The organism is Acinetobacter sp. BHS4 (assembly GCF_018454425.1).
Lineage (GTDB): Bacteria > Pseudomonadota > Gammaproteobacteria > Pseudomonadales > Moraxellaceae > Acinetobacter > Acinetobacter pittii.
Genome location: NZ_CP075323.1, coordinates 2,889,357 through 2,902,778 on the forward strand (window position 1 = coordinate 2,889,357; position 13,422 = coordinate 2,902,778).

Here is a 13,422-nt window from a genome sequence, read left to right on the forward strand (position 1 = left end):
TACCATGTCTGCTGCCAAAATCGGATTATTGTCTCTTACAGCGCTGGTCTTTAGTTCTATGGTGGGGTCAGGCGTCTTTAGCCTCCCCCAAAATATGGCTCAAGTTGCCAATGGTTCTGCCCTTCTAGTCGCATGGCTCATTACTGGGGTCGGTATTATTTTCTTGGCCCTCTCATTGTTGCATTTAACGCGTCAACGACCAGACCTTGACGGCGGTATTTATAACTATGCGCGAGAAGGCTTTGGGGACCTGATCGGGTTTTGCTCAGCGTGGGGCTATTGGTTATGTACTACCATTGGTATTGTTGGTTATGTGGTGATTGCCTTTTCAGGCGTCGGCATGTTTACCGACAGCAAAGACCATATTATTTTTGGTGAAGGTAATACGCTCTATTCACTGATTGGCTCAAGCATTTTTGTGTGGATGGTGCACTGGTTAGTGAGTCGAGGCATTAAAGAAGCTGCGATTGTGAATTTACTGGCGACCATTGCCAAAATCATTCCAATGGTAGTTTTCATCTTCTTTACCTTCATTGCCTTTAAGTTTGATTTGTTCAAACTCAACTTAAATGACTTTTCTTTGCAAGTTCCACTTTGGCAGCAAGTGAAAGACCTGATGCTGATTACCCTTTGGGTATTTACCGGTATTGAAGGTGCTGTAGTTTTATCATCGCGTGCAAAAAAGCGTAATGATATTGGTAAAGCAACTATTTTAGGTGTATTACTGGCGTTAAGTTTTTACATCATGGTGACCGTATTGGCTTATGGTGTAGCGAGTCGTGAAGCGCTTGCTGGCATGCACAACCCATCAATGGCGACTATTTTACAGCAACTGATCGGCTTGCCGGGTACCATCATTATTACCATCGGGCTGATTATTTCAGTTGCATCGTCTTATTTAAGTTGGACTTTATTTGCCACTGAAATTCCATTTCTGGCTGCAAAAAATGGTGCTTTCCCGAAATTATTTTTAAAGAATAATCAAAATAATGTACCAATCTCATCACTTTGGCTGACGACGCTTGTGGTGCAAGGCTCACTCATTGCCGTGTATTTTTTCAATAAAAACTACACTCAGCTTTTATTGATTTCATCGGTCATGATTTTGCTGCCTTATTTTCTGGTGTCGGCTTTTTACCTTAAAGAATCCATTCGTCATAAACGCACGCCTCATATTGCGATTGCAAGTGTCGCTTCAATCTATGCGCTTTGGTTGCTCTATGCCGCAGGACTAGACTTACTACTCTTGTCTGGTGTGTTGTATTTGGTCGGCTTGATTATTTTTTCAATCAGCTACTTTGAGCATAAAAAATCGCTCAAACAAAATCAGCTAAATTAATTATTTCAACCACTGTTGACTCAGTTCAGCAGTGGTTTTCTAAGAATAAAACTCTCTACTTTGAAGACTGTGACTGCTTTAAATGCAATCGTAAAATACGGCGTAATTCTAAAATTGCCTCAGGGCTAGTTTGAATCGAATGGCCACCTTTAATGATCAACTCCGACTGCTCCCCACCTAAATGCGAACTTTGATACGGCACAATTCCATCACTGCTTTTTAACTTATCTGTTGTCCCATTAATATTACCCATAATCGAGTGATAGACCACTTGTGGCGATGGTTGAATAGCTTGAGTCAACTGCATGAAGTTAGAAGAGCGACTTAAATTACTTGCCCCATTTTCAATTAAGCCTTTTCTGAGTTTTGTATTTTTCTCATCTCTCATTTCAACTGCAATAAAAAAATCAGCTGGCAAACGAATGATACGGCGGGCAATTTGGGTAAACCATCGGTCAGCGTAGTCAGTACCATGATGCGGTGCCGAAACAAAAACAACTCGATTAAAATATGGCAAAGCTTTGAACTGAAAACGCTCTTGAATTACCGGATTTTCTTTTAAACGGTTTAGCTGTGCTTCATTCATTTTTTGCAGGGCTTGCTCTGAAACATCGGCATTGCTCACCAGTAAACGGCTAATCACGCCGCCCATACTATGCCCAACTAATACTGCATCGCGTGCAGCATAACTGTCTTTGGCAATGTTTTGAAAAGCCTGATTCAACAATGAATAAATCTGAAAACGACTTTCAAAAATCGGCATATTGGTTGAATAAAACACTTGCCAAACTTGATAGTTTTTCCTTAATTCGACATCGCCCATAATGTCATTGGTTAGGCTCACCCACGCCTCTGGGCTACTTGCTAAACCATGAACAAACACAATAATTTTCTTATTCGGGTTAAAAGGTTCCAGCATATATAAATGCGGCATGATTAAATTAGCTTCTTTATTAATTAAAGACCAATAACCTGCTGCGCCTAAATTATATTTCGATAGCCACAGCCCATAAGGTGCCGAATAGTTTGCAGTCAGTGGATAGTCCACACCTTCAATTTTTACACGATCTTGTCGATATGGATCGAACATTGAAATTTCTAACTCTGCCCCAGCAATGACCTGATCGGCTGTGGCTTTTTGTTTTGGGTATGCAATAGCAGTAGCTGGAAAGAAGCGTGGTAAATGAATATTAGGGTTGGCTTGGTGAGCATAAAAATTATCGGGATCTAAAATGAAGCCGTGATTCACATCATTTTCTTTACGTCCAACAATAAACTCTGCCCCCAAACCATCCTTACGGTTAACGGTATTAAAACCAGAAAAGTTCATGTTATAGCTGGAGCGAAAAGTATCGACTTCAATTTTTTGTACATCTAACGCGTGGTCAAAATTGACGTGGTACTCATGCCCATCTGCTTTCAGCAATGGTGGAAAGCGATGCGTATTTAAATGATTAAAATACGTGGTCATGAGCTTTGACAAGGCGACGTTATAAAAAATACGTACCTGATTTTGGCGATGGTCAAACACCCGATCGAAAGGCGACTCTTCAGAGTCAAATAAATAGACATAACTATAGCGTAAGCTTTTATCGAACAGCGCTAACTCTTGCTCAACGCAACTGTTACTTTTATTAATGACATTACACTGGCTACTACGTCCGACATCTAAAGCTTTTGCCAAGTAAATTTCACTCAGCGCAGCATAGCGTTCTTCTCGGCTGCTATTTTCGGACAGGCTCTGAACCTTATTTAAACAATCATCAAAATTTTGTAGGCAAGTTTTTTCATCTTCTTTGACCAAATACAGTAAGTTTTGGGTTTGATGACTTAAGGTGCCGTCGGTCAGAATACTTTCATTCTTACTTTTTAAAGCATTGCTTAAATTACTTTCTTTTAAATGAATGACCTGACAGCCACTGAGCAAAGCCATTATTGTTATGATTGAATAATGGTAAGACTTTGTCATTCTGCCTTCCTTAATCGAATGTATTCCCCATCTGGTCATTATGCCTGTAAAGCAGTGAACGAACAATTTCGACTCCGCTTCCGTCTTCCTTTATTACGAAAAAAAGCCTGAACTCATTTTAATTCAGGCTTTTTTGTTATTTTTTCAAATCAAGCTTGGTTGAACTTTTGCTGTGAAGCTAAATAAGAGAAATACAAAATTGGTAAGATAAACGGCGCTACACTCCAGAAATCAAAATAGACATAGAGGATCGCTCCCAAGAAAGCACCAATCACAAAACCAATTACAATACTGGCGCTTTTTAGAAAACTTGCCCGATTGGCTGCATTATTGTTTTTAAGTAAGTTGGCAATATCAATCCCAAGCTGGGTAGTGTTGCCTGTCATCATAGTGCTTGGGCTAATATTTTTAATAAGGGTTTTGCTTGAAGTATTACGAATAGCCAAAGCAATTAAACCTAGCCCACCCGTTACCGCAACTGTTAGTGCATCCGGATCTTTAAATGGCTCGAAGTAAAGCCCTGCCACCATAAAGGCACATAGAAAAATAGCTTCAAATAAAAATAAATAAGACAGCGTTTTGTGCTTGACCTGACTGCGGTCAATTAATAGTTTGGTAATGACAACAGTCAAAATAAATAGTGGAATTGCTGCGAGCTTTATCCATAACCCCGAGCCACCTTTAACCCATGCTGCCCCTGCCAACACTAAGTTTCCCGTCACATGCGCGGTGAAAAAACCAAACAATGCAATAAAACCAATAGTATCAATTGCCCCACCCACCATAGTGAGTAAAACAGGATCTCGACATATTGCCCAGGTACTTTCTGTGTCTTTTTTAATTGGGGTATCTGTCATTACACTTCCTATCAAATACTGGTTTTTTAATTAGAAATTTTTTGTCAGAAATTTAATATAAACTTCCGTCTTTTTAACAACAGATCTTTATGTAAAAACCTAGCTATTCATTTTAAGACAGATTGTATTTACACAAGATACAATGTAATTAGCTTTTTTATTTTTAAAGCTAAGGTATTTAAATGCATCTCTAAGATGCATTTAAAAAGCTATCTGTCTGTTGAGCTTGTTCATAAGCATCAATAAACTGCGTTTGCGATATCTCTTGTTTAGGAATAATACAAATTGCTTTATTGAATTAAGTAGGTCGAACGATTCCTCTAGGGATAAAATAATTAGGTGCTTTACCATCATTGAGAATTGCTTGGAAGTCACTGGCTTCAGCAATAAAGCCACCGACTGAATCACAAACATAGTTTTCAAAATAGTAAATCACTTCTTTTGGTAAAGTACTTTTGCGATCTCTGCCTTTTATCACATCATATGGTCTTGCACCTTCTGGTACATAGACATTTAGGGCCTGACGAATATTTTCAAACAAGCCATCATTGAGTTTTGTTATAGCAGTAATCTTTTCTTTTCGGCCGATTCGCTCTCTCGTTTTACGATGAATAAAACGAGCATATCCACCTTCGCGTATCCATTGATGATATAACGCTATTTGGCTCTGCATTTGCTGTTCAAAAGAGGTTCCTTTTTTGACATATCCCATAAAATTATTTAAATCTTGTTGCCATTTGGAATCAAAAACATAAAATCTTGTAAAAACTATTTTACGTTGCTTGGAAGCACTTAATTCATTCAGGGTAAAAAATTTTAATCCATAAGCACAGGCACGGTTATACATAGCATGTAAAGTAATACGAGACAAACCTAAAATACGTGCCTGTTCCATAGGCATATAACCTCCCCCGACATTAGAATGTACACCTGGGTAAACCTTTTGGTCATGAATAAGCCCTTTTACAGTATTTGCCGTAGGTTTACCTGTGGGAGTTAAAGGAAAAGACTGCCGCATTTCAAGAGACGCGACCAAGTGCATACTATGCTCTATATAGTCTTCAATACGTGTTCTATATAACTCAGGATTTTTATTTTGCCCAGCATTACCAATTGACTCTACTGTGTCAAAAATACCTAAAAACTTTGCTTTTAAAGGTTTACCCCGATAAAACAATTTTTTACCACTGCCTGTGCCTTGGGTAGTCACATTCGGTGCATGCTGTAACCAATTCATAAAAATACGAGCTTCTGTTGCACCACGTGAGAACCCAAAAGCAGAAATATTGATTTCGGTAATTCCTTTCTGCGTATAAATTTTATCCAAGTAATCGACTAACTCAAAAATAGCTTTCTGTAAGCGTTGTTTTATACCTAATGCAACACCTAAACCCAAAGCTCCTTGTGCACCTTTACCACTTTCAATGTAACCTTGTTTGCGCCACTCAGCATCGGTAATATCAATTTTTTTACCCTGTAACCCTCGTGCAGCAGCAGTGATTTTGCCTGTGTCCACTACTGAGTATTTATCAAACTCAAACTGTGTACCTAAACCTTCATAATAAAATTTTTCTATACCATTTTTAGAATCTTGTTTGTGTGCCTCAAAAAGGCCCACCACATTGCTTTGGTTTAAAGTCGCTGCATCAGCAGCTTTATTATTTCCTGTACCATCGAAAAAGAAACTAACCCAAACTGGTACGCGACAAGTTTTACAGGGGCTTTCTGTAGCCTTACCATCTTTTGCTAAAACTTTGGCTGCTATAAGCATATCTCTAACAGAACGAGTTTCATTTTGTATTGCTTGAGTCATAGTCGTTGTCTTGATATTTTAAAATTTTTTAATCAGGAAATTGAATACGGGCTGCTTGATTTTCAGGAATCGTTCTCCACATTGTTGGAGAATCTAACTGAATATTTTTTGCTTTATTTCCAAGAGCCTTATCAAATAAATCTTTTCTAAAACTTGGTCTACGCATTGAAACCTCTATTACCCCCGTATTATTTGGAAAATAATGTAAAACCGCATATGAACGAGGAGTATCTTTGAGATTTTCTACGGGAACCTTAATATGGTATTGCTTATAACCATCACCCCGATCTGTATAAAAACTTACATCGGCTGTATCACTGTTTGCTAGTAAATGAACACAGCAAGCGGTTCCTGCTTCCCCAATACTACCTAAATGTTCAGCCGCATCAGCAATAGTACTTCCCTTACCATTGACCTGAATTTCTCCAAGCCCTTCCGTACTGTAGTTATAGACTAAGAAAGTTAAGTCGACCGTTTCGGCTTGACAGGCAACCATGAGCGGTAATATTGCTGCGCACAGCATTACTTTAAAAATATTCTTCATTATTTCATTCCAATTTCATCGTATTTAATCTGGATACTCTATGCGGGCTGCTTCATTTTCAGGAATCGCACTCCACATCGTTGGAGAACTTAGAGTAATTTTCTTAGCCTTTTCGCCTAGTGCTTTATCAAATAAATCCTTTCTAAAACTTGGCCAACGCATCGTTACTTCTATTACCCCTGTATTATTTGGGAAATAATGTAAAACTGCATATGAACGTGGGGTGTCTTTCAGGTTTTCTACGGGAACTTTAATATGGTACAGCTTGTAGCCTTCACCCATATCCGTATAAAAGCTTACATCGGCAGTATCACTGTTTGCCACTAAATGAACACAACAAGCTGTTCCTGAACCTCCTACACTGCCTAATCGTTCTGCTCCATCAGCAATCGTACTTCCCTGACCGTTGACCTGAATTTCGCCAAGCCCCTCCGTACTATAGTTATAAACCATAAATGTTAAATCGATCGTTTCAGCCTGACAGGCAACCATGAACGGTAATATTGCTGCACAACATAATATTTTTAGAGGGTTTATCAATGTATTATCTCTGTAATAAATATATTTAGACTTGAACTTCCTGATATCTCTTATACCAATCGTCTAGCTCTTCTAAATCAATTTCATCAGTCGTTTTTTGAAAACTCATTGCTGTCATTTGAGTTTTATTTAAAGCTTTTTTAAAAGGCCCTTCTGCAAGAAGGAATGTTCCAAATTTGTGATATAAAGTACTAAATAAAATTTCATCTTCAAAACTGATCAACTGTTGTTTTTTAGCCTCTTTAAGCAAGTTTATTGCTATTTCATAGAGCTGATAAAAAGGTAACTCTTTTAAATTTTCATCATATTCTTTTAATAGAGGCATTAATCGCATTGGCTTAAGATTAATATTGATGTCTTTAAACTCATCTTCTGAAAAACTTAATGTAGTAAGAATAGAGCGATTGGTTGGAAAATTATTTAAACGATGAAAAGTATTATCAATATTTTGCCAAATCCAATAGTTAATTTTAAATGATAATATTTTTCTCCATTTCAATTCATTTACTACACTTACCGTTGCATGAAAAGCAAAATTGTCTTGAAATCGAAATAAAGCACTTTTTCCATTAGGTTGCTTAATTTCCATAAGTTCATCAAGATGTTCTTTAATTTGTTCAATTTCAAAATAAGAATTGAAGAAATTTAGCCCACCTTGGTCTCTAATGTTTTTAATTAGCTCAATATTTTTAATACATTCTTCGTGAGTAAAAGAATAAAGTAGTGCTCCATTTTCTTGTAGATTTTCAGAAAAATCTGAGTAGAGGTTTATTTTCTGCCCGCCATCAAATGAAAAATCCTTACAAAAGCTATCCACACCTGAAAAAGAACTACTATCGATTAAAAAATAATAAAAGCTTTCATCAATCTCTTCTGTAGGTGCAAATATATTTTCCAAAAAATCTGGCGATTGAGTAAAAATTTCCATGACTATCCCTCAAAACCAATGAAGGCTTCATGTGATTCACTCGCGTTCTTCATACAACTCGCAGTTTTCTCTTTAAATGACCACGTTAGTTTTGGTAAGTCAGCTTTTGCACCACTCAAAAATACATGCTGTCCTGCTTTAACCTCAAATTTTCCAGTAGTGGTAATAAATACACCGCTTCCATTGATTTTGATTTGAGACGCGTTAGCAGTTAAAGTAATTTCTTCTGGCGAAGTGAGTTCAATATTGGATTTAACAGACAAAATTTTAACAACCTCATTCGCAATCATTTCAATTGATTTTTCATGAGTTTGTATTTCTAACTTTCCTTTGGCACTAATAATTTGCATAAGGTCTTCATAAGAAAAAAGACTTAGTTTCTTTTGACTTGCTAAAACCGTATTTTGATCACTCATCAAATTAATATTTTCTTTAGCTGAAATATGAGTATTTGACTGACTTTGAAGAAGAATATTTTTAGATGAGTTTAAGGTAATATCTGCTGGACTCGTTAGAATAATAATCGCTTCTTTTAACGTTTGTACTTCTGTCTCTTTACCTGCTGCCTCTAAAGCCTCAATACTTTTTGTCAATGTCGCTAAAGCATCTAATGCCATGACTTTATGTTCTTTTACATTATCTTCTAGAACTGTATTCCATTCTTTATGTGTTTTTAAATCAGCAATTGTCTGCTCTAGATTAAGCGCATCATGAGCTGCATTTTTTTGTTTATATGTTGAAATCAGTAAACCGTCACCTGCGCGTACAGCTCCCCATTGATCAGTTCTAAGTTCAAAGCCTTCTCCCCGACCTTCGCTTGTAGCGCTGTCTTTAGGATGACTTAAGTTACCTAGATTTAACTGACTCGCCCCATGACTACTGTGGAGTTGAGTACTAATTTGCCCAGTCGTATCATCAAAACGAAGTTGGTTAAATCCAGACCCACCTACCTCTTTAGAGCGAATACCACTTAACTTTTTGGTATCGGGTAGCTGACCTTTAATATCAAATTTTGTGGGTGACCGTTGCCCTTCATGAATTCGGCCTGTAACAAATGGACGATCAATATTTCCATCAAAAAAGTCTATTACAACGATTTCACCCACTCGTGGCAAAAAGCGAGCACCGTATCCTTCCCCTGCCCATGGCGTTAATACATCCACCCAAGCAGAATCTGTATCATTGTCATTACTTCCTGCACCTCCATCATGTTGATGATCATCGGTACGGGTAAATAAAAAACGAACCTTGATACGGCCCCATTCATCTACATGAATTTCTTCTCCATCTAAACCCACTACTTTGGCTCGTTGCACATGGGCCGAGGGGCGATGTATTAATGGCTCAAACTCTGGAACAATATCAATATAGCGGCGTACAACCATGAGTTCATTGGCTTGTCTTTCTTGCGCTCGATCATGACTGACTTGCCAATGGCTCAAACTTAATAGTTGCTCAACTTGATCACGTATATCTTTAGGCAGATTATTCTGGTTATAAAACCGCTTACTTAAAATCAAAAATTCTTTATCAGAAATTTCATGATTTCTTTCAAGTTCAGGGTGTTCATTTAACTGAAACCAATAGCCAACTTGAGCATCTCGTACACTACTTTGAGCAATAAAATATTTTGCCTGTAAAGCTTGATATTGATTTAATTGTTTATTTAGTTTTTCAATCTGACTATTGCTTGAAGTAGTTGCCTGATCTTCTCCATTTAGATCCGCAATCCAAGCAGGTGACATTGTCCATGCCTGTTCAAGACTTAAACTTTCATTATCACGCTGTGAACTATGTTGATGTGCACTTAAAACACTGCCACTTGCATCTTCTTGATTTAAATTATCTGCTTGCCAACGTTGAAGATGGATTGCCGTGGGTTGCAACTGTCTTTGTGCAATAAAACTGGTAATACTGTCATTTTGTTCAGTTGCATTGCTTCTATGATAGCGAATAGCTCGGCGCTCTAAGATTTTATACTCGTGATTATGATCAATAAGACGTAATTTTTGAGGCTCAATCGTCTGGCTATTGCTCAAAACCATAGCCTCTGATTCATCAATTAACCAGTTGATACCTTCTTCCCGCATAAGACGGGTTAAATATGCATAATCACTTTCATTTGACTGCATAGAAAAAGGGCGAACATCATAATTCTTCGTTAAGCCACTGCTATCTATTTGTAAACTAGCGGCAAATAAGGGGCTTTTGTTTTGCCATTCTTTAAAAATAATCTCAATTATTTCTACCGCACTTTTGTTCATAAACACCCGACTATTACGTCGTTTGTGCCATAAACTGGTCGCATCTTGCATAGTCAGTTTATATAGACAAAGAGCGCCATCGCTTTGCCCTTGACTCGCCCCTGTAATAATTCCTGTCGTTCTAAATAATGTGCCCGAATCTGTTACTTGTTCTACTGCAACCTGACAACCTATAAACTTCTTTAAAGGAATATAAGGATTTGTTGATAAACAAATAAGTTCAGCAGAAAGCCCTTCATTTATGGAATGAAAACCATCAACACGTTGTAAAAAAACCTGATTATTTATTTCAGGATTGGCAAGATAAATATGCAGTGCCCGTTTTTGTGAAGCAAAACCAATTTTGTCTAAGAAATCAAAGATATTATTTAACACTGTTATTTTAACCACAAATGATCCATTTTATTTTAACAAATAGATCCAACACACTCAAACAAAGAAGCTTATAGATTTTTAATAAACTTAAATATAATCAACAAAATAAATAGAATAATATTTTTGTATTTAAAAGTTATTTTAAAATAATTTTCTTGTCTTATTTATAATTATGATGTGTAAGATATATTATTTTTACTTAATAATATTTATGTATTTCTAAAACCTACATGACGTATTCAGTTAGACATTTTAATGTCAAATCAATTTGACCTCTAAAACCGTTCTAACTATGATGAAGCCTCTGGTTGATATCAACTGGTTTTGAACCTGAAAAAGTTATGCCAAGATATGGATAATGAAAAACAACAATCAAGAGTAGATATATGTCACTTTATAATTTTTCAGTTTTTCTAGGTGGATTATTATTTGTATCGATTGCCTCTGCTGGCTATAAAAGTAATGCACACCGTGATTTTTACTCAAAATGCATCGCAGCTGGCCATAGCCGTGCAAGCTGTACATGCATTTATCATCGTTTAGAACGCCAATACTCTCCTAAGCTCATGCATAAACTTGGAAGTTTGAGTTTACAAAGCCCTGAGATACCGCGTGATTTTATAAAATCCATGAGGCGTACTATGCAACAGTGCCAGTCATAAAGTTATGGGTTGATTAAAGCAAATCAGCCAAATTCCTAATTTCTTCCATCACTGTCTTACACGCAGGCGTTAAATAGCCGTGCTTAGAAATAGACAAAGAAATATAACGCTTGAGTGCGGGGTTAATAATTTTTGCAGCTTGAATTGAGGTGTATTGGCTAGCCTTCTTTAACGCTTGTGGCCCCAGCATGGTATACATGCGAGACTCGGAAACCAAATGGGTTTGCAAACTAATCGAGTCAGCTTCAAACACAATATTTAGTTCTACCCCATTTTCATAGGCCATGTGGTCTAAAAAATTGCGCCAGTTACTTGGCCTGCAAAACGTGACTAACGGTAACTCACTTACTTCTTTAAATTCGACTTCTTTTGCCTGAGTAAGCGCATCACCTTCGCAGCCGACCAAGTAAGTATCGGCTTGGCTAAGATAAACATCGCCATGTTTAGGCGTTGGGTTAAACCGATAGAGAATAGCTAAATCGACGCTGCCATCTTCAAGCCATTTTTCTAAATGCACCCCTTGCCCCTCACGCACCGACAGTTTAATTAAGGGATATTTCTCTTGAAGCACTTTATACAGAGTCGATAACAACGGATGTGCAGTAGACGGCAAACTGGCAATACGAACCGTCCCGATCGGGGTATCGGTCGAGTGCAAAATTTCATTATTCAGTTGGTCGGTCACGTTTAGCCATGAACGAATTTTAGGAAGTAAATGCTGGCCTAAATCGGTGAGTTCTACGCCGCGGCCAGTTCGGTTAAATAAACGACCACCACATTGCGCCTCAAGCTCGTTCATTTGCCGACTAATTTGCGGTTGGTTGGTGTTATGCAGCATCGCGACTTTGCTTAAGCTACCGAGTTCCACCGCGTCTAAAAATATTTTCCATAATTCATAATTCATCGATTCGTCCTAAATCGTAAATAGGCAGCATTTTGAGCCATACATTTTCAGTATAACTGAAATTCAAGAATTGGTAATTCCTACATAGCTCACCTATTTCTATACTCCAATCATGTTCTCTACAACACGATTTAAGTCAGATTAAGAACCAGAGAATATTTAATTACACTGTATAGGAAGTACGATTATGAGTTTAGATTTACGTGGATTAACCCCAGCACCTGTGACTCCTTTTACCCGTGACGGACAAGTAGACCATAATGCAATTCAACGTTTAGGTTCATGGTTAGGCAGTATTGATGGTGTGAAAGGCTTGGTTGTTCTTGGGCATGCAGGTGAAGGAACATTCTTGTCGCAAAAAGAACAAATGCAGGTCATCGAAAGCTTTGTTAAATCGGTAGATGATAAAATTCCGGTAATCGCAGGGATTACACTCGAAGGTACTTCGGTTGCAGCAGAAGAAGCAAAACGCGCAGTCAGCGCTGGTGCTTCGGCAGGTTTGATTTACCCTTCACATGGCTGGTTGCGTTTTGGCTATCAAAAAGGCGCACCACAAGACCGCTATAAAGCGATTTATGAAGAAAGTGGTTTGCCATCTATTTTATTCCAATATCCAGATGCCACGAAGGCCACTTACGACCTAGAAACTCTACTCGATATTTCTGCGCAGCCAGGTGTATTTGCCATGAAAAATGGTGTGCGTAATATGCGCCGCTGGGATGTTGAAATTCCGATTATTCGCCGTGAACGCCCAGACTTACAGGTGTTGACGTGCCACGATGAATATTTGCTTCACACTATGTTTGATGTAGACGGCGCATTGGTTGGCTATGGCAATATAGCCCCTGAACTGTTAATTGAAATGATTAAGGCAGGTAAAGCCAAAGATTACGCCAAAGCTCGTGCTATTCACGATCAACTATTACCAGTGACTCGCAATGTTTATCACCGTGGTTCACACATGGAAGGCACAGTTGCGCTTAAACATGCATTGGTTGCTCGCGGAATTTTGGACCATGCCACTGTGCGTTCACCACTGCTTCCACTAGCAGATGGTGCTGAGCAAGAAATTCATGATGCGATGCGTCAAGCCGGAATTGGCAAGGTCGATTTAACCCAAGCCGTTGCTTAAATTCTATTCGGGCTAGCATATACGCTAGCCTTTTTTTCCTGTACGCTGCCTGAGGCCAAACATCGGGCATGTCTCTTAAAAATAATAATAAAAAG

Annotated in this window: 11 protein-coding genes; 3 read left to right on the forward strand and 8 right to left on the reverse strand. The window is 38.0% G+C overall.

The window, feature by feature from the left end; all coding sequences use genetic code 11:
- Positions 1-4 precede the first annotated feature (4 nt).
- Positions 5-1,339, forward strand: coding sequence for a basic amino acid/polyamine antiporter (locus tag KIP84_RS13900; protein WP_213688758.1), 1,335 nt, complete (start codon positions 5-7; stop codon positions 1,337-1,339).
- A 55-nt stretch (positions 1,340-1,394) separates the two neighbouring features.
- Here the strand turns inward: KIP84_RS13900 and KIP84_RS13905 are convergent, their stop codons facing one another.
- The 7 genes from KIP84_RS13905 to KIP84_RS13935 form a co-directional block, all read right to left on the reverse strand.
- A complete protein-coding gene (locus tag KIP84_RS13905) occupies positions 1,395-3,308 on the reverse strand; it encodes an alpha/beta fold hydrolase (protein ID WP_213688759.1) in 1,914 nt (637 codons plus the stop codon).
- Positions 3,309-3,457: 149 nt separating this feature from the next.
- Positions 3,458-4,165 carry a YoaK family protein gene (locus tag KIP84_RS13910; RefSeq protein WP_014206013.1) on the reverse strand — a complete coding sequence of 236 codons (708 nt, stop codon included), beginning with the start codon at positions 4,163-4,165 and terminating at the stop codon, positions 3,458-3,460.
- Positions 4,166-4,463: 298 nt separating this feature from the next.
- Positions 4,464-5,978, reverse strand: a complete 1,515-nt coding sequence (locus tag KIP84_RS13915) for a DUF2235 domain-containing protein (protein WP_174724139.1) — start codon at positions 5,976-5,978, stop codon at positions 4,464-4,466.
- Between the two features lie 28 nt (positions 5,979-6,006).
- The gene (locus KIP84_RS13920; RefSeq protein ID WP_213688760.1) at positions 6,007-6,522 is read right to left on the reverse strand and encodes a hypothetical protein; all 516 of its coding nucleotides are present in this window, start codon (positions 6,520-6,522) and stop codon (positions 6,007-6,009) included.
- A 24-nt stretch (positions 6,523-6,546) separates the two neighbouring features.
- Positions 6,547-7,014: a DUF3304 domain-containing protein gene (locus KIP84_RS13925; protein ID WP_228308298.1), complete on the reverse strand. Its 468-nt coding sequence runs from the start codon at positions 7,012-7,014 to the stop codon at positions 6,547-6,549.
- A gap of 73 nt (positions 7,015-7,087) precedes the next feature.
- On the reverse strand, positions 7,088-7,990 hold the full coding sequence (locus KIP84_RS13930; RefSeq protein ID WP_213688761.1) for a DUF4123 domain-containing protein: 903 nt from the start codon (positions 7,988-7,990) through the stop codon (positions 7,088-7,090).
- A 2-nt stretch (positions 7,991-7,992) separates the two neighbouring features.
- Positions 7,993-10,629 carry a type VI secretion system Vgr family protein gene (locus KIP84_RS13935; RefSeq protein WP_213689848.1) on the reverse strand — a complete coding sequence of 879 codons (2,637 nt, stop codon included), beginning with the start codon at positions 10,627-10,629 and terminating at the stop codon, positions 7,993-7,995.
- Positions 10,630-11,015: 386 nt separating this feature from the next.
- Between KIP84_RS13935 and KIP84_RS13940 the strand changes: the two genes are divergently transcribed.
- On the forward strand, positions 11,016-11,291 hold the full coding sequence (locus KIP84_RS13940) for a hypothetical protein (RefSeq protein WP_060465375.1): 276 nt from the start codon (positions 11,016-11,018) through the stop codon (positions 11,289-11,291).
- 13 nt (positions 11,292-11,304) lie between these two features.
- On the opposite strand, the gene KIP84_RS13945 is transcribed toward KIP84_RS13940, so the two are convergent.
- The gene (locus KIP84_RS13945; RefSeq protein WP_213688762.1) at positions 11,305-12,195 is read right to left on the reverse strand and encodes a LysR family transcriptional regulator; all 891 of its coding nucleotides are present in this window, start codon (positions 12,193-12,195) and stop codon (positions 11,305-11,307) included.
- Between the two features lie 187 nt (positions 12,196-12,382).
- Between KIP84_RS13945 and KIP84_RS13950 the strand changes: the two genes are divergently transcribed.
- Entirely contained in the window at positions 12,383-13,327 is a 945-nt protein-coding gene (locus KIP84_RS13950; RefSeq protein ID WP_000050879.1) for a dihydrodipicolinate synthase family protein, read from the forward strand.
- The last annotated feature ends 95 nt before the right edge of the window (positions 13,328-13,422 follow it).